Annotated in this window: 29 protein-coding genes; 19 read left to right on the forward strand and 10 right to left on the reverse strand. The window is 68.6% G+C overall.

Annotated features, from left to right (window positions below; genetic code table 11):
• Positions 1–170 precede the first annotated feature (170 nt).
• The 3 genes from PV350_RS19380 (at position 171) to ygfZ (ending at position 2,305) form a co-directional block, all read left to right on the forward strand.
• The gene (locus tag PV350_RS19380; protein ID WP_499513134.1) at positions 171–734 is read left to right on the forward strand and encodes a heme-binding beta-barrel domain-containing protein; all 564 of its coding nucleotides are present in this window, start codon (positions 171–173) and stop codon (positions 732–734) included.
• Between the two features lie 79 nt (positions 735–813).
• On the forward strand, positions 814–1,266 hold the full coding sequence (locus PV350_RS19385; protein ID WP_499513135.1) for a Fur family transcriptional regulator: 453 nt from the start codon (positions 814–816) through the stop codon (positions 1,264–1,266).
• Positions 1,267–1,276: 10 nt separating this feature from the next.
• Positions 1,277–2,305, forward strand: coding sequence for a CAF17-like 4Fe-4S cluster assembly/insertion protein YgfZ (gene ygfZ / locus PV350_RS19390; RefSeq protein ID WP_500335065.1), 1,029 nt, complete (start codon positions 1,277–1,279; stop codon positions 2,303–2,305).
• A gap of 10 nt (positions 2,306–2,315) precedes the next feature.
• Here the strand turns inward: ygfZ and dtd are convergent, their stop codons facing one another.
• Positions 2,316–2,741, reverse strand: coding sequence for a D-aminoacyl-tRNA deacylase (gene dtd / locus PV350_RS19395; protein ID WP_499513137.1), 426 nt, complete (start codon positions 2,739–2,741; stop codon positions 2,316–2,318).
• Between the two features lie 171 nt (positions 2,742–2,912).
• Here dtd and PV350_RS19400 point away from each other — a divergent pair, with 171 nt between their 5' ends.
• Both PV350_RS19400 and PV350_RS19405 read left to right on the forward strand, forming a co-directional pair.
• Entirely contained in the window at positions 2,913–3,485 is a 573-nt protein-coding gene (locus PV350_RS19400) for an RsiG family protein (protein WP_499513138.1), read from the forward strand.
• Positions 3,486–3,543: 58 nt separating this feature from the next.
• Complete coding sequence (locus tag PV350_RS19405) at positions 3,544–4,785, forward strand: GNAT family N-acetyltransferase (RefSeq protein ID WP_500335068.1); 1,242 nt, start codon at positions 3,544–3,546, stop codon at positions 4,783–4,785.
• A 6-nt stretch (positions 4,786–4,791) separates the two neighbouring features.
• Here the strand turns inward: PV350_RS19405 and PV350_RS19410 are convergent, their stop codons facing one another.
• Together PV350_RS19410 and PV350_RS19415 are read right to left on the reverse strand one after the other, a co-directional pair.
• Complete coding sequence (locus PV350_RS19410) at positions 4,792–4,971, reverse strand: hypothetical protein (protein WP_500335069.1); 180 nt, start codon at positions 4,969–4,971, stop codon at positions 4,792–4,794.
• A gap of 57 nt (positions 4,972–5,028) precedes the next feature.
• Entirely contained in the window at positions 5,029–5,196 is a 168-nt protein-coding gene (locus PV350_RS19415; RefSeq protein WP_392614338.1) for a hypothetical protein, read from the reverse strand.
• A gap of 337 nt (positions 5,197–5,533) precedes the next feature.
• On the opposite strand from PV350_RS19415, the gene PV350_RS19420 reads away from it, so the two are divergent.
• From PV350_RS19420 to PV350_RS19445, 6 genes are all read left to right on the forward strand, one after another.
• Positions 5,534–6,394, forward strand: a complete 861-nt coding sequence (locus PV350_RS19420; protein WP_500335071.1) for a GntR family transcriptional regulator — start codon at positions 5,534–5,536, stop codon at positions 6,392–6,394.
• Between the two features lie 325 nt (positions 6,395–6,719).
• Entirely contained in the window at positions 6,720–7,424 is a 705-nt protein-coding gene (locus tag PV350_RS19425; RefSeq protein ID WP_499513142.1) for an HAD family hydrolase, read from the forward strand.
• An 80-nt stretch (positions 7,425–7,504) separates the two neighbouring features.
• Positions 7,505–8,407: a hypothetical protein gene (locus tag PV350_RS19430; protein ID WP_499513143.1), complete on the forward strand. Its 903-nt coding sequence runs from the start codon at positions 7,505–7,507 to the stop codon at positions 8,405–8,407.
• Positions 8,404–9,213 (forward strand): HAD family hydrolase, encoded by an 810-nt coding sequence (locus PV350_RS19435; RefSeq protein ID WP_499513144.1) that lies wholly within the window; start codon positions 8,404–8,406, stop codon positions 9,211–9,213. The genes PV350_RS19430 and PV350_RS19435 overlap by 4 nt, the downstream gene beginning before the upstream one ends.
• A gap of 128 nt (positions 9,214–9,341) precedes the next feature.
• The gene (locus PV350_RS19440; protein WP_499513145.1) at positions 9,342–10,412 is read left to right on the forward strand and encodes a phosphotransferase; all 1,071 of its coding nucleotides are present in this window, start codon (positions 9,342–9,344) and stop codon (positions 10,410–10,412) included.
• A gap of 96 nt (positions 10,413–10,508) precedes the next feature.
• On the forward strand, positions 10,509–11,189 hold the full coding sequence (locus tag PV350_RS19445) for a GntR family transcriptional regulator (RefSeq protein ID WP_499516898.1): 681 nt from the start codon (positions 10,509–10,511) through the stop codon (positions 11,187–11,189).
• 276 nt (positions 11,190–11,465) lie between these two features.
• Here the strand turns inward: PV350_RS19445 and PV350_RS19450 are convergent, their stop codons facing one another.
• A complete protein-coding gene (locus tag PV350_RS19450; RefSeq protein WP_499513146.1) occupies positions 11,466–11,807 on the reverse strand; it encodes a hypothetical protein in 342 nt (113 codons plus the stop codon).
• A gap of 66 nt (positions 11,808–11,873) precedes the next feature.
• Between PV350_RS19450 and PV350_RS19455 the strand changes: the two genes are divergently transcribed.
• The 3 genes from PV350_RS19455 (at position 11,874) to PV350_RS19465 (ending at position 14,033) form a co-directional block, all read left to right on the forward strand.
• Positions 11,874–13,109, forward strand: a complete 1,236-nt coding sequence (locus PV350_RS19455; protein ID WP_500335073.1) for a phosphotransferase — start codon at positions 11,874–11,876, stop codon at positions 13,107–13,109.
• A 60-nt stretch (positions 13,110–13,169) separates the two neighbouring features.
• On the forward strand, positions 13,170–13,793 hold the full coding sequence (locus PV350_RS19460) for an HAD family hydrolase (protein ID WP_499513148.1): 624 nt from the start codon (positions 13,170–13,172) through the stop codon (positions 13,791–13,793).
• A 78-nt stretch (positions 13,794–13,871) separates the two neighbouring features.
• Positions 13,872–14,033: a GntR family transcriptional regulator gene (locus tag PV350_RS19465; RefSeq protein WP_499513149.1), complete on the forward strand. Its 162-nt coding sequence runs from the start codon at positions 13,872–13,874 to the stop codon at positions 14,031–14,033.
• Positions 14,034–14,230: 197 nt separating this feature from the next.
• On the opposite strand, the gene PV350_RS19470 is transcribed toward PV350_RS19465, so the two are convergent.
• Both PV350_RS19470 and PV350_RS19475 read right to left on the reverse strand, forming a co-directional pair.
• Complete coding sequence (locus tag PV350_RS19470) at positions 14,231–14,623, reverse strand: hypothetical protein (protein WP_500335090.1); 393 nt, start codon at positions 14,621–14,623, stop codon at positions 14,231–14,233.
• Positions 14,624–14,757: 134 nt separating this feature from the next.
• The gene (locus PV350_RS19475) at positions 14,758–15,177 is read right to left on the reverse strand and encodes a GNAT family N-acetyltransferase (protein ID WP_500335076.1); all 420 of its coding nucleotides are present in this window, start codon (positions 15,175–15,177) and stop codon (positions 14,758–14,760) included.
• Between the two features lie 104 nt (positions 15,178–15,281).
• Between PV350_RS19475 and PV350_RS19480 the strand changes: the two genes are divergently transcribed.
• The 3 genes from PV350_RS19480 (at position 15,282) to PV350_RS19490 (ending at position 18,108) form a co-directional block, all read left to right on the forward strand.
• Complete coding sequence (locus PV350_RS19480) at positions 15,282–16,154, forward strand: dihydrodipicolinate synthase family protein (protein ID WP_500335078.1); 873 nt, start codon at positions 15,282–15,284, stop codon at positions 16,152–16,154.
• The gene (locus PV350_RS19485; protein ID WP_500335079.1) at positions 16,151–17,179 is read left to right on the forward strand and encodes an aspartate-semialdehyde dehydrogenase; all 1,029 of its coding nucleotides are present in this window, start codon (positions 16,151–16,153) and stop codon (positions 17,177–17,179) included. The genes PV350_RS19480 and PV350_RS19485 overlap by 4 nt, the downstream gene beginning before the upstream one ends.
• A 101-nt stretch (positions 17,180–17,280) precedes the next feature.
• Positions 17,281–18,108, forward strand: a complete 828-nt coding sequence (locus PV350_RS19490; protein ID WP_500335080.1) for a MerR family transcriptional regulator — start codon at positions 17,281–17,283, stop codon at positions 18,106–18,108.
• 4 nt (positions 18,109–18,112) lie between these two features.
• Here PV350_RS19490 and PV350_RS19495 read toward each other — a convergent pair whose 3' ends face one another.
• The 4 genes from PV350_RS19495 to PV350_RS19510 form a co-directional block, all read right to left on the reverse strand.
• The gene (locus PV350_RS19495) at positions 18,113–18,661 is read right to left on the reverse strand and encodes a DinB family protein (RefSeq protein ID WP_499513155.1); all 549 of its coding nucleotides are present in this window, start codon (positions 18,659–18,661) and stop codon (positions 18,113–18,115) included.
• Between the two features lie 88 nt (positions 18,662–18,749).
• Positions 18,750–19,529: a 2-phosphosulfolactate phosphatase gene (locus tag PV350_RS19500; RefSeq protein ID WP_500335082.1), complete on the reverse strand. Its 780-nt coding sequence runs from the start codon at positions 19,527–19,529 to the stop codon at positions 18,750–18,752.
• Positions 19,530–19,538: 9 nt separating this feature from the next.
• Positions 19,539–20,627 (reverse strand): MerR family transcriptional regulator, encoded by a 1,089-nt coding sequence (locus PV350_RS19505; protein WP_500335084.1) that lies wholly within the window; start codon positions 20,625–20,627, stop codon positions 19,539–19,541.
• Between the two features lie 95 nt (positions 20,628–20,722).
• Positions 20,723–21,229: a bacteriocin immunity protein gene (locus PV350_RS19510; protein ID WP_500335086.1), complete on the reverse strand. Its 507-nt coding sequence runs from the start codon at positions 21,227–21,229 to the stop codon at positions 20,723–20,725.
• A 163-nt stretch (positions 21,230–21,392) separates the two neighbouring features.
• On the opposite strand from PV350_RS19510, the gene PV350_RS19515 reads away from it, so the two are divergent.
• Positions 21,393–21,887, forward strand: a complete 495-nt coding sequence (locus PV350_RS19515; RefSeq protein WP_499513159.1) for a helix-turn-helix domain-containing protein — start codon at positions 21,393–21,395, stop codon at positions 21,885–21,887.
• Between the two features lie 76 nt (positions 21,888–21,963).
• Positions 21,964–22,475 (forward strand): hypothetical protein (locus tag PV350_RS19520; protein ID WP_500335088.1); only part of this gene is annotated, 512 nt, incomplete at its 3' end.

Raw genomic sequence — 22,475 nt, forward strand, 5'->3', positions numbered from 1 at the left:
CTAGACTCGTAGCTGGCCCACCGGCCGCCGACCGTCCGCGCCTGCCCGAGGAGCACGCTCGTGAGCGCCATTGAGTTCTTCTTCGACACCCTGCTCGTCCTGGTCTGCCTTGGCGTCATCGCGTTCTCCGCTCTGGCCGTGAAGAAGCTCTACCAGGGACAGCGCTGAACATGATCGAGATCCCCTCCGACCTGCATCCCGACCTGGTCCCGCTCGCCTTCCTCCTGGGCACCTGGGAGGGCGCGGGCGTCTTCGACTTCCCCGGCGCCGAGAAGTGCAACTTCGGGCAGGAAGTGATCTTCAGCCACGACGGACGGCCGTTCCTGGAGTACACCTCCAAGTCCTGGGTGCTGGACGCCGAGGGCAAGCCGGTGAAGCCGCTCGAGAGCGAGTCGGGCTTCTGGCGGATCGACAAGGACCGCAAGGTCGAGATCACCATGACCCGCGACGACGGCGTGATCGAGATCTGGTACGGCGAGCTCGCCGAGGGCAAGCCGCAGATCGACCTGGTCACCGACGCCGTGGCCCGGCTCGGCGACGCGCCCCCGTACAGCGGCGGCAAGCGCCTGTACGGCTACGTCAAGAGCGACCTGATGTGGGTGGGCGAGAAGGCCACCCCCGAGGTGCCGCTGCGTCCCTACATGTCGGCGCACCTGAAGAAGGTCGTCAACCCCAGCGAGTGGGCGAAGGACCTCAAGGACCTCCCGGACGACGGCATCGCCTTCTTCCGCTGAGCCGCCCCACGGGCCCCGCGCGACCCCCGAGGGGGATCACGACTCCGTGATCCCCCTTTCCCTTGCCTAGACTGTCCTCGTGGTCACCACGGACTGGAAGAGCGACCTGAGGCAGCGCGGCTACCGGCTGACGCCGCAGCGGCAGCTTGTCCTGGAGGCGGTCGACACGCTGGAGCACGCGACGCCGGACGACATCCTGACCGAGGTGCGCAGGACCGCCTCGGGCGTCAACATCTCCACGGTCTACCGCACCCTGGAGCTCCTGGAGGAACTGGGCCTGGTCAGCCACGCCCACCTCGGGCACGGCGCCCCCACCTACCACCTCGCCGACCGGCACCACCACATGCACCTGGTCTGCCGGGACTGCGAGTCGGTCATCGAGGCCGACGTCTCCGTCGCCGAGCCGCTGACCGCGCGGCTGCGCGAGACGTACGGCTTCGAGACCGACATGAAGCACTTCGCGATCTTCGGCCGGTGCGCGGACTGCGCGGGGAAGCCCCGAACGCCTGAGGGTTCAAGTAACCGGACGTAGGCTGGTGGGCATGCAGCGACAAACAACGACCAGTCCCCTGCTGTCGCTCCCCGGCGCCGTTCCCGCGGAAGGCCCCGACGAGGGAGTCGCCGCGCACTACGGAGACCTCTTCCGCGAGCAGCGCGCCCTGGCTGACGGCAACGGATTCGTCGACCTCTCCCACCGTGGCGTCGTCGCCGTCACCGGCCAGGACCGCCTCGCGTGGCTCCACCTGCTGCTCACCCAGCACGTCAGCGACCTCCCGCCCGGCCGGGCCACCGAGGCGCTGGTCCTCTCCGCCCACGGCCACATCGAGCACGCCCTCTACCTCGTCGACGACGGCTCGGCCACCTGGATGCACGTCGAGCCCGGCACGCAGGCCGAGCTGATCGCGTACCTGGAGAGCATGAAGTTCTTCTACCAGGTCGACGTCTCGGACCGGACCGGCGAGTACGCCGTCGTGCACCTGCCGGCGGGCAGCATCGCCGCCGTCCCCGCGGACTGGCCGGTGCGCGAGGTCCCCTACGGCCGCGACGTGTTCGTGCCGCGCGGCGAACTGGAGGCCCTCGCCCACCCGTCGCCCGCCACCACCCTTTCAGAGAGCTCCGCGCGCTTCTTCTCCGAGGTCGGCACCCCCGTCGGCGTGCTGGCCCTGGAGGCCCTGCGGATCGAAGGGCACCGGCCGCGGCTCGGTCTGGAGACCGACCACCGCACCATCCCGCACGAGCTGGGCTGGCTGGACACCGCCGTCCACCTCGACAAGGGCTGCTACCGCGGCCAGGAGACCGTCGCCCGGGTGCACAACCTCGGCCGGCCGCCGCGCCGCCTGGTCTTCCTCCACCTCGACGGCAGCGAGGTCAAGCTGCCCGGCCACGGCGCGCCCGTACGGCTCGCCGCGGATGGACCGGACGGCCGCCCGGTCGGCACCGTCACCTCCTCCGCCCGGCACTGGGAACTCGGCCCGATCGCCCTCGCCGTGATCAAGCGCAACACCCCGGTGGACGCGCTGCTGCTCGCGGACGGGACGGCGGCGAACCAGGAGACGGTCGTCGAGCCCTGAGGGGCGCGCCTCACATCTCCAGCACGACCGTGAACGGGCCGTCGTTCGTGAGCGAGACCTTCATCTCCGCTCCGAAGCGGCCCGTCTCCACGTGCGCGCCCAGCGCCCGCAGTTGTGCCACCACCTCGTCCACCAGCGGCTCGGCGACCGGGCCGGGCGCCGCCGCGTTCCAGGTGGGGCGGCGCCCCTTGCGGGCGTCACCGTAGAGGGTGAACTGGGAGATCACGAGCAGCGGCGCGGCGATGTCGGAGCAGGACTCCTCACCGGGCAGGATGCGCAGCCCCCACAACTTCCGCGCCAGCTGGGCCGCCTTCTCCGCGGTGTCGTCGTGCGTCACCCCCACCAGCACGCACAGGCCGGGACCGGCGATCTCGCCGACCGTCTCGCCGTCCACCACGACACTCGCTTCGCTCACCCGCTGGGCCACCGCACGCATGCCGCCATTGTCCCGGGTCGGTGGGGGCGCGCGGCACCCGGGCCGTACGCCCGCTTGGACTCACGCACAACTGTCCGGAGCCGCCGTTCGGGTGCAGGTGCCTGCGCGACGCAGTTACTCGGTGGCACGATCGAGATCTGCCCGACGTGGGGGACGAGGGGACGGACAGCGATGAAGCACAGCATCACGACCGGCACGGCGGAAGGCGATCGCATGCTCAAGGCACCGGGCCCGCGCTCCCCCCTCACCGCCGGCACCCCCCAGCCCGACTTCGCCGACCTCACCCTCGAAGGGCTGCGCACCGCGCGCCGCGAGGCCCAGCTGGAGGAGGCCGACCTCTCCTACTTGCGGCGGCTTCTCCAGGGCCGGATCGACATCCTCCGCGCCGAACTCGCCCGGCGCACCGCCCCGGACGCCCCCGTGCTCGACCGGCTCTCCGAGATCCTCACCGACACCCCGTCCCGGCACCGCACCTCCGCCCGCCACGTCACCCTGGGCACCCCGCACAGCGAGCGCTACCGGCAGCTCGCCGAGGAGATGCTCGCCGAGGTCCAGCTCTCCGACCTCGAGGCCCGCACCGACCAGGAACTCCACGACGCGATGGGCCGGCTGGTCCGGCACGAGCAGCAGGTCTCGCGCTGCCGGCAGTCCCTGCAGCGGACGGTCGACGGCTGCAGCACCGAGATCGCCCGCCGCTACCGCGAGGGCGAGGCCCGGGTCGACGACCTGCTGGCGGGCGACTGACGGCGACGCGGCGAAAACGGGATGCGGCCGGGCCGCGGGTCCGCCTACCGTGCGGGGCATGAGCCTTGAGGTCCGTACGATCGGCGAGTCCGACTTCCCCGGCTGGCTGCGCGCCGTCAACACCGGCTTCCACCGGCCGCCGACGGTGACCGAGGAGGAGATCGCCCTCCGCCGCTCCCAGACGGACCTGGACCGCACCCAAGGCGCGTTCGACGAGGGCCGCTGCGTGGCCACCTTCCGCAGCATGCCCCGTGAACTCACCGTGCCCGGCGGCGCGGTGCTGCCCGCCTCGGCGATCACCAACGTCTCCGTCACCGCCACGCACCGCCGCCGCGGCCTCGCCTCCCGCATGATGGCCGCGGAACTCGACGCCTGCGTGCGCCGCGGCGAGCCGGTCGCGATCCTCGTCGCCGCCGAGTACCGGATCTACGGCCGCTTCGGCTTCGGCCCCGCCGCGGGGGTCACCGAGTGGGAGGTCGACACCGCCCGCGCGGGCCGCCCCCAGGGAGCGCCGTCCGACAGCGGCCGCATCGACCTGGCGGACCCGTCCGAGGTCCTCAAGCTCGGCCCCCAGCTCCACGACCGGGTGCGGCTGCGCCATCCCGGCGCGATCAACCGCACCGAGCGCTTCTGGGAGTACACCACGGGGACGGTGGTCAACCCCGCCTTCCCCTGGAAGGAACCGATCTTCGTCCTCTACCGCGACGCCTCCGGACGCGTCGACGGCCTGGCCGCGTACACGGCCGAGGACACCTGGCACGGGATGTTCCCCAAGGTCCCGCTCACCGTGCGGGAGTTGCTCGCCGCCACCCCCGAGGCCGAACGCGCCCTGTGGCGCTACCTGCTCGCCATCGACTGGGTCGCCACCGTACGCACCGGCTTCCGCGGCCCGGACGACGTCCTGCCGTTGCTGCTCGGTGACCCGCGCGCCGCCCACGTCCACTCCACCAGCGACTTCCTGTGGCTGCGCCTGCTCGACGTCCCCCGCGCCCTGTCCGCCCGCACCTACGCGGCCCCGGGCTCCGTCGTCCTCGACGTCGCCGACCCCGACGGCCACGCCGCCGGCCGCTTCCGCCTCGAAGCCGCCGCCGACGGCACCGCCACCGCCGAGGCGGCCCCCTCCGCCGCCCCGGACGTCTCCCTCACCGCCGCCGCCCTCGCCTCCCTCTACCTCGGCGACGAGTCCGCGGCCCGCCTGACCGTCACCGGCGGCGCCGCGGAATCCCGCCCGGGCGGCGTGGCCCGCCTCGACGCGCTGTTCCGCACCGCGCGCAGGCCGTGGCCGATCGACACGTTCTAGCCGTTGTCAGTGGTGTCCGTAGGACACCAGCACCAGGAGGACGAGTACCCCGCCGACGCACATCGCATAGCTGGAACGGGCCTTGAACCCGGCACCCACCAGCAGTACGCCCAGCCCCATCAACGGCCCGTACTGCCACGCCAGGTACTGCTCCAGCAGTGCCGCCGTCACATGGCTCCACAGCATGACCCACCCCCTTCCCAGGTGGCCGACCGCAAGGCGCGGGCCCGCTGCCGCCTGGCCCTACTGGGCCAGGAGCAGCGCGATCACCGCGAGTCCGACGCACGTGAACGTCGTGTTCCGGGCCTTGTGGCCCACCGTGAACAGTCCGACGGCGAAGGCGCCGGCCGCGCCATACCGCCACTGGACGAGCTGCTCGAACGCGAAGGCACACAGAGCGATAGCGGGCATAGCGATTCACTCCTTCGAGGCGCGTGGGATCGATCCCTCCGCGCGTAGAGCGCGGAGGGGGCAGATTTGACCCGTGGGTCGGCATGTGGCTGAGCGGAAGCGTGGTGCTGCTGATGCGTGCGAAGCGTCGTGGCGCTGCACTCTCAGCCGCGGTCATCCCCGGCGCGTCGTCGGGACGGAGAGGCTGCGGCCCCCGATGGCGTCAACTGGCCCAACTTGACTGGCGGCCAGACCAGTTGACTGCATTCCTCTACGGTCATGTTGCCGCTGACTGCAGATCACTAAACTCCATGCAGTCAACTCCACTTGCCTGGCGTGAAGCTGTAGTGTGGGTCACGTGAGCAACGACCGCACTGCCGGTGGGCCCAGGCGCGAGTACGAGCGCGTGGCCGATGCGTTGCGTCACGAAATCGAGGGCGGCGACATCGCCACGGGTGAACAACTCCCCACGCATGCCGAGCTGGTGGATCGCTTCGACGTCTCCCGCGCCACCGTCCAGAAGGCGATCAAGGCGCTCGAGGGCAAGGGCTACGTGGAGTCGGCCCAGGGCAAGGGGGTCTTCGCGCGCGACTGGCGTAAGTCCGCCGTTGCTGCCCATGCCAACGGGACCGCCACGGCGACGGTGGAAGCCGGCAGCGTGGAACTGGACGACGCCATCGCGGAGGCTTTCGAGGCGGAGCACGTCACGATCGACGCGTACTGCCTGACCGCGGAGTCGCTCAACGCGGCCATCGTGCAGCAGGTCAAACGGATCATCCGCGGTGAAATCCGGCCGTCCTCGATCCACCTGCGCCTGCTGCTGCCGCGCACCGACGTACGACTGGCGATCCCTCGGAACGTCGCGGACCCCGAAGATCTTCGGCCGATGCAGCGGCTCAGTGCCCTGTCGGGGATCCACGTCGAGGCCATCAAGAATCTGGAGAACCTGCAGGGCCAGGGCGCCGTCCAGGACGTGCACGTCGAAGTGCGGCAGGTGCCTGTCACCCCCCTGCACAAGCTGTACTTGATCAACAGGGAAGTGTGTCTCGACGGCCTCTACGTTGTCACCGACAACACCATCACCGTCGAGCACGAGATGATCAACATCTATGACGTTCTGGGTGTCGGGGCCAAGCTTTACCTCCAGTCGCTGGAACGTATGGAAGTCTCTCAGAAGTGGTTCGACTCTCTTTGGACAAAAATCGCGGATCCGCTCTGAGGCCCCGGGAAGATTCCCTTGGAGGCCAACGACACTCTGCTCTGCCTCGTCTACTCCGGATGCCGTGGCTCCGTGCCTGTGCGCCGACCGCGAGCAGGGCCCACTCGTGGTTGACGTGTGGTGGGGCGGCGGACGAGACGTTGCGCTTTCAGTGTGCGTCCGAATCTGCTCACTCAAAGGTTCCGTTCTCTGTGTACTGTTGCGCCACGTCGGAGTGGACGCCTCCTGCGGCAAGCCGACGCGAAGCACATCGCGTCGTTGTGCGTGCCGTGTAAAGGCTTATCGTGGAGCGAGTCGGCTGGAGCCGATCAACCCAGGGAGCCGTGTGAACGCTGACCGTAGGGACCTTGCCTCGCTGTTGTCCCGAGCCGAGTGCGTCTTGTTCGACTTCGACGGCCCAGTCTGTGATCTCTTCGGGAGGCACCCAGCCGACGGGGTGGCCCGGAAGATTCACAAGTTGCTTCAGGAGTCTGGGCTACTGCCGGAGGGGCTGTACGGATCCTCCGACCCACATGCGATGCTCCGTGAGAGCGCTAGGGGACGATCGAATACGAGGATTCCCGAGGTGCTAGTCCAAGCTGAAAGACGTGTGACGGAGGAGGAACTCGCTGCGGCAGGTACGGCAGTGCCGACGCCATGTGCGGACAAGCTTGTCGCTGAACTCGTCCGCTTGGACAAGCTGATTGCCGTGGCCAGCAACAACTCTCCCGACGCGGTGCGGCTCTACCTTGCTAAACATGGACTCGAGACTTGGTTCGACGGCAAGATCTTTGGGCGTGTCGCCGACCCGGCTCTGATGAAACCGCACCCGGACTCACTCTTGCGTGCCCTGGACGCGCTGGGGGTGCCAAGCTCCCTTGCACTGCTGGTCGGTGACTCAGCGTCCGACGTGACGGCCGCGCACTCAGCAGGTGTTGCCTTCCTGGGCTATGCCCCCAACGCCGAGAAGTACGAGGAGTTGCTGCAAGCGGGGGTTCCTGTGGTGACGGAACTCTCCGAGGTCATTGGGGCCTTGGGCTCGGAGACCTGACACTGCCTGCCCTCTGTTGGTGGGGTCTTCGTCCGGGCATCATGGTTGCCTCGTCCAATCGAACGGGGGGCCCTGGGTTGATGGCGTCCACGGACACACCTTCAGGCGCAGGGAGTGCCTCCCTGCGGAAAGTCAAAGAGTTCCTGGCCGCAGCGAAGCCGCGGTTCGTCAAGATCTCGCTTATCGCATTGTGCTTGTTGGGTGTTATTGCCCAGATTGTTCCCGCGATCGGGGACGCCTTGTCCAAGAAAAGCTTCATAGGTGGATCGTTTGCCGCTTTCATCGCCTATGTCCTTTTTGATGCAATTACGAGTGAAAGGCCGGCCGCATCCTCCGGTCATCGCGTACTGAGGTCGATAGATGAACTGCGAGAATGTGCCTCGCGTGCGTTTGATCGCCGCGATGTCAGAATTGATTTTTTCGGCTTCACGTCGGAGACGCTGCTTCAAATAACGCGAACTCCCATGCAGAGAATTGCCGACGAAGCTCGAGGCCGGTATCGGGTGCGTATTCGCATCATGACACCGGACCTGATGGCTCCCATGAGTTTGCCGTGTCGCCTAGTGCCCTGCGAAGGGGGAGTCCAAGGCTACCGAATGGTAGACGATCCCGACTTCCGTACGCAGATGCGTGGAATCATCGATGAGTCAGTTCGCGTGCTGACGGAATTGAAATCGAATATAGAGTCGTCGATTCCCGGGGCGCGTGTGGAAATATCCTTCAGAGTGGCGCCTCATCTCTCGCCTCAGTTCAAATTGTTTCTCTTCAACGATGAAGAGGCCTGCCATGGTTATTACCCCATCGTGGCTGAGGAGGTCGGCGGTCTGGGGCAATCCCCGTCGCGCAGATTGAATCCCAAGGGCTTCACGGTCGGCGGCATGGCCTTGCTGTCCAGGCGGGGTGGGCCCGCGGTCCGGGAACTATATGAACAGCACCGGCAGTGGTTCGACCGCCACTGGAGCCTGGCGGAGCAAGTGCAGTGATCTTCCCGGATGGCACAAGTTGCGGGGAGGACTGCTCATATCAGGAGGCTGCACAGTTTGCTGAGGCCCCCCTGGATAAGCGCCATAACAGAGTTGACACTCTTTCGGTCACGCCGATGTCAGTGGTAACCAGCATGCCGATCCTGGAGGATCTGTTGGGTTCGGCCGACTGTGTACTCTTCGACTTCGATGGACCGCTGGCCAGGCTGTTCGACCAATACCCAGCATCCGGCGTTGCGCGGCAACTGAAAGCGTGGCTCGAGAAGCGTGAAGCTCTCATCCCCGAGGCGCGGGACTGTCAAGACCCTTTGAGGGTGTTGCGGGAGTTCACGGGACCGGAACACTATACCGAGGTGGAGCAACTGCTAACCAAGCATGAGGTTCATGCCGCCAGCGTCGCAACTCCAACAGACCACGCGGACGAACTTGTACAGGTGCTGGCATCCAGAGGGCGTAGTGTCGCAGTCACGACCAACAACTCCCCCCTTGCTGCTGCGTCCTACCTCCATCGCAGGGGGCTGATGCGGTTCTTCGAGTCTAGGATCCACGGACGGACTTCCGAACGGGAGTCAATGAAGCCCAGTGCAAATTGCCTCGTCAGAGCCCTCCGCTCCACGGAGACGCCGGCGAAGCGCGCGTTGATGATCGGGGACTCGCCGGACGACTGTGCAGCAGCTCGGCGAGCAGGTGTCACCTTTTTGGGCTACGCACGCAAGCCGAGCAAGGAGGCGTCACTTCGGGACGCGGGCGCGCACCACGTGGTGGATTCCCTGGCTGACTTGTGCTCAGTGCTGGGCACCGTATAACCATTCGGGGACACACAGCGCCATCCGTCCGGCCCGCGGAGGCTGCGTAGGTCTAGTCTCGTCGCTACACGTCGACTGTCGGGGGTGTGACGTGCTCGTCCATGCTTGCGACTGCAGTCGAGGAGACCGTGAACAGCGCCGCGGAAGGATTCGCTTCCCGCCTGGGGGCGACTTTGGTTGAGGGTCCCCTGCAGGGCTACCACCACGAAGCGTACGCGGTGCGCCTGGACGCGACCTCTCAGCTGGGCCGCCAGTTTCCGTTCTTGAAGCTCCGGGAACCGCGGCCGGGTGTCTTCTGGTACGACTTGAGATACTTTCGCTCCGAGGATCAACTCCTGACCTTCTTGCAACGGTGGGTTCCGAGGATTCCTCAGGTGGCCCAGGTCGTGGAGAGTTTCTCCGTTCATAGCTTTATTGAAGGTAGAACGCTGGCGGCGATCAGGCGGGAGACTCCGGATCGGGATATCCCGGAATCCTATGTCCGGCAGATCGAGGAACTTTTCGGTCGGCTTGCCGCCGTGGACGTACAGGCGCTTGAGCGGGCCGAAATGCCAACGTATGTGGAGCCAACCTACGGAAAAGATTCCACTGCCTTCCTGCGTAGGCTTGTGGAGCACACCATCAGCGGAGTCTATGACCCGCTCCGCAGTACGTTCGAGGAGATCTTTAATGCTTTTGGCGTTCCGGAGGATGGTCTTCATATTTTTTTGAAGAACCTTGATCCGCTCGATGAGCGACCGTATCAGCTACTCCATTGCGATCTCCATTGTGATAATTTCGTGGTCGATGGTGACGGGCTTCTCTGGACTATCGACTGGGAGCTTGCGCAGATCGGAGATCCACTCTACGACCTGGCTACGCATCTGCATCTCATGGCGTACTCGGAATCGCAAGAGGTTGAGATGGTCAAGCGGTGGCAGCGTGCCCTGGAAGTTGTGCGACCGGGTGCGACCGTTGGATTGGCTGATGACCTCCCCAAGTATCGAGACTACAAGTGTATCCAGTCTGTCTATACCGACATCATTCGCGGCGCGACGGCTGTCCGCACGAATCGATCTCTGGCTGCGGCAAGGGTTGCGGCTAGGTCGATCGAATCATCGATGAGGCGTGCGCAAGGGGTGCTTGGGTTGCAGGATGCTCCGTCAGCCAACTTGGTTGGCAGAGTGCTGATCGAATGGAGTCAGTCTCAACCGGGATGAAATTCCACGAGGACGGGACAGTTGTGAGGCTGGCAATGGGGTCGTGGTGTGAGTACCGACGGCACCGCGCGTGGAGCCAGGCGTGAGTACGACCGCGTGGCCGACGTGTTGCGTCACGAAAACGAGCACGGTGCCATCGCAGCGGGTGATCAACTCCCCATGCCTGCGGAGTTGAAGGACGCATTCGACATCTCCTGCGACACCTTCCAGAAGGCGATCAAGGCGCTCGAAGGCAAGGGCTACGTGGAGTCGGCCCAGAGCAAGGACGTCTTCGCACGCGACTCGCGTAAGTCGGCCGTCACTGCCCACATCAACTGGACTGCGGCGGCAACCGTTGAGGCCGGCAGTACGGAGCCGGACGACGCCATCGCGGAGGCTTTCGAGCCGGAGCGCGTGAAGATCGATGCGTACTGCCTGCCTCGGAGTCGCTTAAGCGCGACCATCGTGACCCAGGCGGAGAGCGTCTCCAGGGGCGAGCTCCGGCCCTCGTCGCCCTGCGTAACCTGCTGGAGGACCTGGGCATACGGAACGTCGACTTGGTTGTCGACGTGCGGACCGTCCCCATCATTCCGGTGGCCAAGGACTACTTGCTCAATGGGCATCAGGGGCTCTTGGGTTTCTGCAAGATCGAGGCGAGTGCCGTGGACTTCCCGGACGGCGAGAGCACCCAGATGTACGACGTACCGGGTCTGGAGGTACGAGTCTTCAGGCACCCGAGCATCGGGCCGAGTGCCTGCAGTGGTTCGACTCCTTTTGGAGCAGAGTCTCCGCTCCTGAGCCGCATGCGAGGCGTCAAGGTCGTCCTCGCGGAGCGGGACGACATGCCCGAGGGCGTACGCCGAGCCTCGACAAGGAGCTGTTGGGGCCGAGCCGCAGGCCGCAAAGGGTGGCACGCCATACGGAGTGCACGGCCGAACTTGTTGAGTTCCTGGTCGATACGGCGCTGCCAATCGCGATCACGACGAACAATTCTGCGGCGTCGGTTCGGGTTTACCTGAAGGAGCATGGGCTGAAGTGATCATTCGGTGAAAGAATCTTTGGTCGGGAACTTCCTCAGATCATGAAGCCAGACGCGCCCATTGCCTCCTTGAGGCGATGCGGCATGTTGGGTCGGAAGGCGAATCGGGCAATTGCCGCATGATTGGCGATTCCGTGCGGGATTTGAGGGTTGCCGACAGTGTGGGTGTCAGGCTTCTGGCATATGTCGCCCCTGGCGAGCGTGATCCGCGACACGGAGAGTGGCTTCTGGAAGCCGGCGCGGATTTCCTGGTCAGTGACATGCGTGAGGTAACGGAAGCTTTCTCGCGGGCTGATCTCGGCTGCCGGAGTGCTCCTGTGGGGGAGTGGTGCGTGAAAAATTCGATTGACGGAACTCGAGGCTTCGGTGTGCGTCACTGGTTGCAAGTGTTCTAGGCTCTCGCGTCACGAGGTCCGGGATGCGAACTCGAAGGTTTGGGGCGGATGGAAAAACCCGCGAGCATATGCGCGCATTGTGCCGACGTGGCGTGCCCACGCCATATCGTGCGCAGTCGTCTGCACGAGCCTCTTGTGCGCTGGCACTACAACCGCCGGAAGCGTGACGGGGAGTCCGTGATTCTGACGGGTCATCACAATTCCAATGAAGTGGTGACGCTGGACAAGCGACTCGCCTGGCTGGCCCAAGTAACGCTGGACGAGGCCGCACGGATCAAGCTGCGGGTGCCGCTCGCGACGCCCAAGGTCGTCATGCGCACGTGGCCGGACGAGGCCGAGGTCCTGGCGGCGCTGAACGAGGCCGTCGCAGGGCAGCAACTCCGGCCGAACTTCGGTATCCCGCAGTGCCTCGTCACCTTCGGGCGCGCATCCCTGCACCGATTCGTGGACGGGAAGGCGCTGTCCCAAGAGGCGCCCTCCGGCGCTCCAATCGGCGAGAAGCGACTGCGGGACATCGCGGAGGTCTTCGCCTACGCGGCGACGGTAACGCGCGAGCAGTTGCCAAAGCTGCCGGCGCGATGGCCGGGCGACAAGGACAGCGAGGGGTTCCTGGACCTCCTGGTCGAGTACGCGGAGCGTGTGCACCAGGACCACCGTCCCGTGTATGGCAGCCTCTTCGATGCCCTCGGTGTGCCGGTGGAGGCGCTGGAGCGTTTCCGGCAAAGGGTACGGCAGCGGATCGGAGCGCTCTACCCGCGGCCCTACTCGTTGCTGCACACGGATCTCCACCGCGACAACATCGTGCTGCTCAAGAACGGCAGCCTCTTCATCCTCGACTGGGAGCTCGCCACGTTTGGCGACCCTCTCCATGATCTTGCGACTCATCTGGTCCGGATGGAGTACACCGACCGCGAACGCGAGCGGATGAAACGGGAGTGGGAGAGGACCCTCAACCTGCGGGGCCACTCGGCGATGACCGCCGGAATGGCGACGGACCTGCAGGCTTACGTCGACTTCGAGTACGCCCAGTCTGTCTACGCCGACGTGGTCCGGGCCGCCATCAGGCTCGGCACCGCTCCGGGGAGTCCCCTTCTCGGGCCCTCCGTCAGCCTGGTCGTGAGGGCACTGCAGCGGGCCCAGGTGCCTTTCGGGCTCGCATCCGTCCCTGGGGAGCAAGAGGTCGAGACTGCGCTGAACGAGTGGCATGCCCGGCGTTACCCCGAGCGGCGCCGGAGGTGGGGTTTCGTGGAGAGGCGGGCCCGCAGCCAGGCCCATGCCTTCTAGCGCGACGGCCCCGGAGGCCGTCGACGACGGGGGTCGGCCCTACTGGGACGCGCGAGTTGCGTGCTCTTCGACTTCGATGGTCCCCTCGCGGACCTTTTTGCCCGCCACCCAGCTGCCCGCATCGCTGAGGCTCTTCGGGTCCGAGCAGTGGACCTGGGTCTGCCGCCGGAGGAGCTGAGCGGCGTCAGCGACCCTCTGCGCGTCCTGCAGATCGCCGCGGAACACGATGCGTCTGGTCGTGTCACGTCGGAACTGGAGGAGCGCCTGGCCCAGGAGGAGGTCCTGGCTGCGGCGACCGCTCTGCCGACACCGTATGCCGTCCGTCTGGTGCGTTCCCTTGTCGAGAGCGGCCGGAAGGTCGCCATCACGACCAATAATTCCGCTGCGGCGGCGACCGCCTATCTGCACCGACGCGGGCTGTCGCGGTACTTCGGCGCTCATGTTTACGGGCGGGCGACCGACCTCGGCCTCTTGAAGCCGGATCCCCACTGCCTGATGCGTGCGATGGCCTGCACGGGAGAACCGCCCGAGGGCTGCTTGATGATCGGAGATTCCCCCAGCGACCTCCTGGCCGCTGCGAGCGCGGGTGTGGCGTTCCTCGGCTTCGCCCGTGACGAACGTAAGGCGCTGAGTCTTCGCCAGGCCGGAGCAGGGCATGTCGTGACGTCCTTGGAACACTGGTAGCGGTCGCAGTGCCCGTGTTGCCCGTGTAGGTAACGGATCAACTCAGCTGGTAAGTGGACGGGTTGTACGCTTGAGGATATGTCGGGCGATCGCACTGTCGGCGGGGTCAGACGCGAGTATGAGCGCGTGGCCGATGCGTTGCGTCATGAAATCGAGAGCGGCGACATCGCGGTGGGGCAGCGACTGCCCACACATGCTGAGCTGGTGGAGCGCCTTAATGTCTCCCGTGCCACTGTCTAGAAGGCGATCAAGACGCTGGAGGGCAAGGGTTGCGTGGATTCGGTCCAGGGCAGGGGTGTCCTCGCCCGCGACTGGCGGGAGATCGCCATTGCGGCCCACGGCAACGGATTTGCCACGGCGACCGTCGAGGCCGGCAGTGTCGAGCTGGACGACGCCATTGCCGAGGCGTTCGAGGCGGAGCACGTCATGATCGACGCCTACTGCCTGACGGCGGAGTCGCTCAGTGCGGCCATCGTGCAGCAAGTCAAACGAATCATCCGCGGGGAAATCAAGCCGTCCTTGATCCACTGTGCTTGCTGCTGCCGCGCACCGACGTACGACTGGCTTTTCCGCAGAACGTCGAGGACTTGGACGACGAGCGGCCCATGCAGCCACTCAGCAGCCTGTCCGCGGCCCACATCTGGGCCTTGAAGAACCTGGAGAACCTGGTCGGTTAGGGCGCGGTACCCGAGGTAAAGGTCGAGGTGCGACTGATTCCGGTCACACCTCTGCACAAGTTCTACCTGATCAACGGGGATTTGGCCCTCGACGGCATGTACGTTGTCACCGACAACGTCATCAACGTCGACGATGCGACCATCAAGATCCATGACGTCCTGGGCGTCGGGGCCAAGCTCTATCCACAGCCGAGGGAACGCGTGGAGCTCTCTCAGGAGTGTTCGACTCCCTGTGGACGAGGCTCGCCAAGCCCGTCTGACGGTCACCGCCGATCAGAGCGCGGGCCTCACATCACCAGGGACATCCAGTGCCCCGGCACCTCCAGCGGCTCGAATCCCACCTTCGCGTACACCCCGTGGGCGTCGTGCGTCGCGAGGAGCACGCGCCGCACGCCCAGGTCCTCCAGGTGGTCGCGGGCAGCGGTCGCCAGGGCGGTCGCGAGGCCGTGGCCGCGGGCGGCGGGGGTGACGTAGACGTCGCAGAGCCAGGCGAAGGTGGCGTGGTCGGTGACGACGCGGGCGCAGGCGACCTGGGTGCCGGTCGCCTTGTCGTACGCGCCGAAGTTGAGGGAGGCGGCGATCGCGGCGTCCTGGACGGCGCGGGGGCGGCCGAGGGCCCAGTAGGCGTCGGTGGAGAGCCAGTGGTGGACCAGGGCGGCGTCCATGCGGGCGGGGTCGGCGGAGATCTCGTACCGGTCGTCTCTCATGGGGCCTGAGGGTAGGGGATGTGGCTTCGTGCAGTACTGCTTACCGGTGCGATGAAGGACTATTAACTGGACCTTGAGGGTGCCGTGGGCCCACGCTCGAGGGCATGGGTATTCACGTACCGCTCATCACGCCCTTCGACGAGGCCGGCCGGGTGGACGCCGGCGCGCTGGGGCGGCTGGCGCACGAGGTGGCCGACGGGGGTGTCGCCGGGCTGGTGGCGCTGGGGACGACCGCCGAGGCGGCGATGCTGGACGAGGCCGAGAAGGCGGTCGTCCGGGAGGCCGTGGGGCGGGTGTGCCGCGAGCGGGGGCTGCGGTACACCGTGGGCGCCGGGGGGCCGGACACGCGCAGGGCCGCGGCGGAACTCGCGGAGCTGGACGCGGACGCCGCGCTCGTGTCCGTGCCGTCGTACGTCAGGCCCTCGCAGGAGGGGGTCGTCGCGCACTTCGAGGCGCTGGCGCGGGCGTCGGCGGTGCCGCTGGTCGTCTACAACATCCCCTACCGCACCGGGCTCGCCCTCACCGCCGACACGGTGCGCGCGATCGCCGCGATCGACGGGGTCGAGGGCTTCAAGCACGCCGTCGGCGGCATCGACCAGGACACCGTGCTGCTGGTGGGGGAGGTGCCGCTGTACGCCGGGGACGACGTCTTCGCGCCGGCGCTGCTCGCCCTGGGCGCGCGGGGGGCGATCGCGGCGTCCGCGCACCTGGCCACCGAGCGGTGGGTGGAGGAGGCCCGTTTCCACGACGCGGAGCGCGGGCATGCGCTCGCGGGGCTCGCCGCCGCCTGCTTCGCCGAGCCGAACCCCACGGTGATCAAGGCGGTGCTGCACGCCCAGGGACGCATCCCGACCCCCGACGTGCGGCTGCCGCTGCTGCCCGCCGGGCGACCGTCGCTCGAGACGGCACTCCGGGCACTCGCCGCCTCGGGGGATACTCGGGACCGTACGTACGCACTGATCGGAGAGACCGGATGAGGATCGGAATCGTCGGAGCCACCGGCCAGGTCGGCGGTGTCATGCGCAAGGTGCTGGCCGAGCGCGACTTCCCGGTGGAGCGGCTGCGGCTGTTCGCGTCGGCCCGTTCGGCGGGACGTGCCGTGCCGTGGAAGGACGGCGAGGTCACGGTCGAGGACGCGGCCACCGCGGACTACTCGGATCTCGACATCGTGCTGTTCTCCGCGGGCGGCGCCACCTCCAAGGCGCTGGCCCCCAAGGTCGCCGCCGCGGGCGCGGTCGCGATCGACAACTCCTCCGCCTGGCGGATGGACCCCGAGGTCCCGCTGGTCGTCGCCGAGGTCAACCCGCAGGCGATCGCCGACCGGCCCAAGGGCATCATCGCCAACCCGAACTGCACCACCATGGCCGCCATGCCCGTGCTGCGCCCGCTGCACGAGGAGGCGGGGCTGACCGCGCTCGTCGCCACCACCTACCAGGCGGTCTCCGGCTCCGGTCTGGCCGGTGTCGCCGAGCTCGACGGCCAGGTGCGCAAGGTCGCCGACCGGGCGACCGAGCTGACCTTCGACGGCGAGGCCGTGGAGTTCCCCGAGCCCGCGGTCTACCAGCGGCCCATCGCGTTCAACGTCGTCCCGCTGGCCGGCAAGATCGTCGACGACGGCCGCTTCGAGACCGACGAGGAGCAGAAGCTCCGCAACGAGTCCCGCAAGATCCTGGGCATCCCGGAGCTGAAGGTGTCCGGCACCTGCGTCCGCGTGCCCGTGTTCTCCGGGCACTCGCTGCAGGTCAACGCACGTTTCGAGCGTCCGGTCAGCGTGGCGCGCGCGTACGAGCTGCTGGGCGCGGCCCCGGGCGTGGAGCTGTCGGAGATCCCCACCCCGCAGCAGGCCGCGGGCAAGGACCCCTCCTACGTCGGCCGGATCCGGGTGGACGAGACCGTCGAGCACGGGCTCGCGCTCTTCCTCTCCAACGACAACCTGCGCAAGGGCGCCGCGCTCAACGCCGTCCAGATCGCGGAGCTGGTCGCCGCCGAGCTGCGCGGCTGACCCCGTTCGCCCCCCGGATGTCCCGGCGCCGACCGTGCGCCGGGGCATCCGCCGTCCCGCTTGACCCTCACACCGTGTGAGGCGCTGGACTCGGAGACGTCATGTTCGGAATCGGAGACTTCGCCAGGCACGGCCGCGTGTCGGTCCGCATGCTGCGTCACTACGACGCCGTCGGGCTGCTGCGCCCCGACCGTGTCGACCCCGCCACCGGCTACCGCAGCTACGCCGCCGGGCAGCTCGCCCGGCTCAACCGCATCATCGCCCTCAAGGACCTCGGCTTCACGCTCGAACAGGTGCGGTCGATCCTCGACGAGGAGGTGAGCGCGGAGCAGCTGCGCGGCATGCTGCGGCTGCGCCGCGCCGAGCTCGCGGCGGCGATGGCCGCGGACGCGGCGCGGCTGGCGGGTGTCGAGGCGAGGCTCCGCACGATCGAGAGCGAGGGACGGATGTCCACCGACGACGTGGTGATCAAGAGGGTGCCCGCGGTGCGGCTCGCGGAGCTGACGGCGACCGCGGCAGGGTTCGAGCCGGCGCAGATCGGGCCCGTCATCCAGCCGCTGTACGACGAGTTGTGCCGGCGGCTGGACGCGGCGGGCGTGCGGCCGGTCGGGCCGGGGATCGCGTACTACGAGGACGCCCCGGAGGGGGAGGGCGCGATCCTCGTCCACGCCGGGCTGCAGGTCGCGGCCGATCCCGACGGCGGGTACGACTTCGCGGTCGTCGACCTGCCGGAGCTGGAGAGCGCGGCGACGATCGTGCACCGCGGCTCCATGGACGACGTCCTGCGCAGCGCCCAGGCCCTGGCGCGGGGGATCGACGCCCAGGGCCACCGGTCCCTCGGCTACCCCCGGGAGCTGTACCTGGAGTGCGAGGGGCATCCCGACACATGGGTGACGGAGCTGCAGGAACCGGTGGCCACCGGGGCGTGACCGGTCAGCCCATGGGCTTGCCCTGCTGAGCCGCCTCGGCGACCAGCTCGAACGCCGTCCGGCCGTCCAGGGACTCGCGGATGACGTCCGCGTGCCCGGCGTGCCGGGCGGTCTCCTCGATCAGGTGGAGCAGGATCCAGCGGGCGCTGACCTTCATGCCCGGCGGGTTCCAGGGCGCGTCCGGCAGCGGCACCACGACGTCCAGGTCGGGCAGCGCCAGGACGGCCTCCTCGGTCTCCCGGCCGATCCGCGCGTACTCCTCCAGCCAGCCGGCGAGGGTCTCGCCCTCCAGCAGCCGGAAGCCGTCGAGGTAGTCCGCCTGGGTGCCCTTCTTGTCCTCGTGGCCCAGCAGCAGGCCCTGCACCCAGGACTCCTCGGTCCTGGCGACGTGCTTGACCAGCCCGGCGAGGTTCATCTCGCTGACGCTCGGCCGCGAGGAGGCCTGCTCGTCGGTGAGCCCGAGCACCGCGCGGCGCATCCCGCCGCGCTGCGCCTCCAGGTACGCCAGCAGCGCGTCCCGCTCACCCGTCTCGTTCCGTACCACCGTCGGCATCGCGCGCTCCCTTTGGCCGTGGGCCTCGGTCGTGGGCGCCGGTGTTCCCGGCGTCCTTCGATGTCTTCGACGTTACGCACCGATGCGGTCAGTTCCGGTCCGCGATGGGCCGCGAGGAGAAGGCTCCTTCGGAGAGGACCGGGACGACGGAGGCGGCGTCGAACTCGGTGGCGATCGCGACGTCCTCGGGGAAACCGCCGCTGCTGAGCTCGCGCCCGGAGGCGCAGGCCGCGACGGTGCCGGCGGGGTCGGGCGCCCCGGTGAAGGCGGCCGCCGCGGCGCGCGCCTCGGGGGACAGCGTCACGGCGGGGGCGTGCCCCCGCAGCGCGGTGACGACCGCACCGGCGCCGAGCAGGTCCTCCAGCGCGGGCCGCAGGGTCCCGTCGGGCCAGCGCTCGCCCGCGGCGATCACCGCGACGGGGCGGTTCCGGACGCCGTAGCCGTGCCGGGCGAGCCACGCGCCGACGGCGGTCGCGTTGCGCAGGCAGGCGGCGACGACGGTCGCCGCCTCCCCGGCCGCCGCGGCGATCGTCGATCCGTTGGGCGAGGGCAGCACCAGCCGCGGGGTGTACGGCGCACGGCGCAGGGCGGCGGGGGACAGCGACCACGGCGAGCGTTCGCTGACCTCCCGCCGCCCCACGGCCAGCCGCGCCCCGACCCGCCGCGCGTACGCGGCCGCCGTCGCGTCGCGCCAGGCGTACGGGTGCACCGCGGTGCCCGCCTCGACGGCCACCGTCACCGCGGTGGTGAAGGACAGGACGTCGACGACGACCAGGCACGCCACGTGCGCCCCGATCCGCCGGGCGCCTTCCGGTCCCCACTCGAACCGCACCCCGTGGCGTGTCTGCAGAAACCATTCCTCGCTCATGGGCGAGGACTATGCCGCCGCGGACCTCCCCTGTACATCGGCGACCGCGCAACTGACGTTGTCCGGACCGCCGGCGGCGTTGGCCAGCCCGACCAGCGTGCGCACCGTCTCCCCGGGCCCGGCGCCGGAGGCGAGCACCCGGCGCAGCTCGTCGTCCGGGACGACGGTGGACAGGCCGTCCGTGCACAGCAGGTAGCGGTCGCCGGGACGCGGGTCGTGCAGCCGCAGGTCGGGCAGGCGCCCGGCGGGACGGGTGCCGGAACCCAACGCCCGTACGAGCAGCGACCGCTGGGGGTGCGAGGCGGCTTCGGCCTCGGTCAGCCGGCCCTCGTCCACCATCGACTGCACCATCGTGTGGTCGTGCGTGATCCGGAACAGCTCGCCGTCGCGCAGCAGGTACGCCCGGGAGTCCCCGATGTGGACGAGGGCCAGCCGCTCCCCGGACCACAGCAGCGCGGTGAGCGTGGTGCCCGAGTCCGCGAAGCCGCGTACGGTCTCGTCGGCCCGGTCCAGCGCGTCCTGCAGCAGGTCCAGCAGACCGCCGGGGGCGGCAGCGGCGTCGAGCTCCCTCAGCGCGTCGACGGCGGCGGCGCCCGCCGGCGCCCCCTCTCCTCCGAAGCCGTCGGCCACCGCCAGCAGCCGGGCGTCGGCGTAGGCGGTGTCCTGGTTGCCGGGCCGGACCAGGCCGGCGTCGGACAGGGCGGCGTAGCGCAGTTCCAGGGAGCGGTTCGCGTCGTTGGTGCCGTTCGCGTCGTTCACAACGGAGTCCTTCCGGGACAGGTGATCGACGAGGAAGGCGGCCAGGTCCCGCCGCGCGCCGTGCGCGGCCTCGGCCTGCGCCCAGTACGCCCGGATCTCCCGCGCGGCGGTGGGCGCGTCCAGCGCGCACACCTCACGTATGCGGGCCAGCGGCATCCCCAGGCGCCGCAGCCAGGCCACGAGCCGGGCGCGCTCCAGCTGGGCGGGCGCGTAGTGGCGGTAGCCGGTCAGCGGATCGACCCGCGCGGGCGTGAGCAGCCCCAGCTCGTCGTACAGTCGCAGCGCCTTCGGCGACAGCCGGGACGCCTTCGCGAACGCCCCGATCGTCAGCGAGTCCATGGCGGGCTCCCTCCCTCGGGCCGGGCACGCCGCCCGGCCGCTTCGATGCTGTGGCCTGCCCCAAGGTCAAGGTCAACCGGCCACCCGGCCCCGGTTCACAGGACGATCGGCCGGTAGGCGAGCGCGGCGTCGACGATCCGTTCGGGCGGGGCGTCCTCGAGGCCGGCCGGGGGGTGGAAGAGCAGGTCGCAGGCCCGGGGGTGCGGGGTGTTGCAGTCGAAGAGCCGCAGGTAGTAGTCGGTGTCCTCGCCGGCCGGGTCGGCATCGACACGGCGGACGATCTCGACGAGTTCCTCACGCGTGATGTCCGCCACCCGCGGCCGGGCGGGCCGGGCGGCCTCCCGGGCGAACTCCTCCAGGCCGCGCGACGCGTCGCAGCAGACGAAGTCGGACAGCAGGTACTCGTGGCCCGTGCGCTCGTTGAACGCGGCCACGGCCACGGCCACGGCCACGGCCACGGCCACGGCCACGGCCACGGCCACGGCCTCGTCCGCCGGTTCGCCGGACCCGGCCAGGTCCGTGATGCGTTCGATCTCACGGGCGACCTCCGCCAGTCGTTCCGGGCTGACGGGCGGCGGGAGCAGTTCGGCGCGCAGGTCCACGGCGGCATTGTGCGCGCCGGGGCCGACAGCGTGCCGGGGCGGCGCCGTGGGTTCGCCGCTGGGGCGGCCGGCTGGGCCGTGCGGGGGATGTCACATCCCCTTAACGAGACTTTTGCAAGCACCTTGCTTGCAAAAGTTAGCACCGCGCGCCATCCTCGGAGGCATGGCTTCACTGAACGTCGGCACCCTCGGCGAGTACCTGCGGGAGCAGCGCCGCAACGCGCAGCTGTCCCTGCGTCAGCTCGCCGACGCCGCGGGGGTGTCCAACCCCTACCTCAGCCAGATCGAGCGCGGGCTGCGCAAGCCCAGTGCAGAGATCCTGCAGCAGCTCGCCAGGGCGCTGCGCATCTCCGCCGAGACTCTGTACGTGCAGGCGGGGATCCTCGACGAGCGGGACCAGGGCGAGGGGATGGAGGTGCGGACCGCCATCCTGGCCGACACGGCGATCAACGAGAAGCAGAAGCAAGTCCTCCTGCAGATCTACGAGTCGTTCCGCAAGGAGAACGCCGCAGTGGAGGAAGCTCTTGACGAGCAGCCCGCCGCGCCGCGCGAGCACGTGGCGAAGAAGGCGGCGAAGAAGGCTGTCGCCGTGCTGAAGCCGAACGCGTCCGGACCGGCCGGACCGGGCAGCGGCGACGACGCCGCGGCCGCCGGGTGACCGGCTGCGCCCGGTCGCGCGGAACGGGCGACTGAACAGACGTACACGCCACCATCCTCAAACGGGAGAAACCCTCATGGCGATCACCGAAGACATCGTCAAGACCCTCAAGGACCCGACCCCGCTGTACGCGCTGGCCGGGACCGCGGACCTCGCGGCCGAGAAGCTCAAGGAGGTCCCGCCGCTGATCGAGAAGATCCGCGCCGAGGCCCCCGAGCGGATCGAGAAGATCCGCGGCACCGACCCCAAGGCCGTGCAGGAGAAGGTGACCGCGCAGGCCAAGGACGCCCAGACCAAGGCGCAGGCCAAGGTCAACGAGCTCCTGGGCACCATCGACGGCGACCTGCGCAAGCTGCGTGACTCCGCGCAGGACTTCGCGCTGCAGCAGGTGGGCCGTGCCGCCGAGTACGCGGTCCGCGCCAAGGAGGCCTACGACGGCCTGGCCGAGCGCGGCAAGGACGCGGTCGCGACCTGGCGCGGTGAGGCCGCCGACCAGGTCGAGGACATCGCGGTCGCGATCGAGCCCGAGCCCGTCCCGGCCGCGCGTCAGGCGCCGGTCGCGGACATCAAGCCCGCCCCGGCTCCTTC

Origin of the sequence: Streptomyces sp. PA03-6a, assembly GCF_033792765.1 — a bacterium.
Classification (GTDB): domain Bacteria; phylum Actinomycetota; class Actinomycetes; order Streptomycetales; family Streptomycetaceae; genus Actinacidiphila.

Excerpts from the sequence above, each read along its gene's own strand:
- PV350_RS19380 (WP_499513134.1), top strand. The coding sequence starts at position 171 with ATGATCGAGATCCCCTCCGACCTGCATCCCGACCTGGTCCCGCTCGCC.
- ygfZ (WP_500335065.1), top strand. The coding sequence starts at position 1,277 with ATGCAGCGACAAACAACGACCAGTCCCCTGCTGTCGCTCCCCGGCGCC.
- dtd (WP_499513137.1), bottom strand. The coding sequence starts at position 2,741 with ATGCGTGCGGTGGCCCAGCGGGTGAGCGAAGCGAGTGTCGTGGTGGAC.
- PV350_RS19400 (WP_499513138.1), top strand. The coding sequence starts at position 2,913 with ATGAAGCACAGCATCACGACCGGCACGGCGGAAGGCGATCGCATGCTC.
- PV350_RS19405 (WP_500335068.1), top strand. The coding sequence starts at position 3,544 with ATGAGCCTTGAGGTCCGTACGATCGGCGAGTCCGACTTCCCCGGCTGG.
- PV350_RS19410 (WP_500335069.1), bottom strand. The coding sequence starts at position 4,971 with ATGCTGTGGAGCCATGTGACGGCGGCACTGCTGGAGCAGTACCTGGCG.
- PV350_RS19415 (WP_392614338.1), bottom strand. The coding sequence starts at position 5,196 with ATGCCCGCTATCGCTCTGTGTGCCTTCGCGTTCGAGCAGCTCGTCCAG.
- PV350_RS19430 (WP_499513143.1), top strand. The coding sequence starts at position 7,505 with ATGGCGTCCACGGACACACCTTCAGGCGCAGGGAGTGCCTCCCTGCGG.
- PV350_RS19455 (WP_500335073.1), top strand. The coding sequence starts at position 11,874 with ATGGAAAAACCCGCGAGCATATGCGCGCATTGTGCCGACGTGGCGTGC.
- PV350_RS19465 (WP_499513149.1), top strand. The coding sequence starts at position 13,872 with ATGTCGGGCGATCGCACTGTCGGCGGGGTCAGACGCGAGTATGAGCGC.
- PV350_RS19470 (WP_500335090.1), bottom strand. The coding sequence starts at position 14,623 with ATGGATCTTGATGGTCGCATCGTCGACGTTGATGACGTTGTCGGTGAC.
- PV350_RS19475 (WP_500335076.1), bottom strand. The coding sequence starts at position 15,177 with ATGAGAGACGACCGGTACGAGATCTCCGCCGACCCCGCCCGCATGGAC.
- PV350_RS19480 (WP_500335078.1), top strand. The coding sequence starts at position 15,282 with ATGGGTATTCACGTACCGCTCATCACGCCCTTCGACGAGGCCGGCCGG.
- PV350_RS19485 (WP_500335079.1), top strand. The coding sequence starts at position 16,151 with ATGAGGATCGGAATCGTCGGAGCCACCGGCCAGGTCGGCGGTGTCATG.
- PV350_RS19490 (WP_500335080.1), top strand. The coding sequence starts at position 17,281 with ATGTTCGGAATCGGAGACTTCGCCAGGCACGGCCGCGTGTCGGTCCGC.
- PV350_RS19495 (WP_499513155.1), bottom strand. The coding sequence starts at position 18,661 with ATGCCGACGGTGGTACGGAACGAGACGGGTGAGCGGGACGCGCTGCTG.
- PV350_RS19500 (WP_500335082.1), bottom strand. The coding sequence starts at position 19,529 with ATGAGCGAGGAATGGTTTCTGCAGACACGCCACGGGGTGCGGTTCGAG.
- PV350_RS19505 (WP_500335084.1), bottom strand. The coding sequence starts at position 20,627 with ATGGACTCGCTGACGATCGGGGCGTTCGCGAAGGCGTCCCGGCTGTCG.
- PV350_RS19515 (WP_499513159.1), top strand. The coding sequence starts at position 21,393 with ATGGCTTCACTGAACGTCGGCACCCTCGGCGAGTACCTGCGGGAGCAG.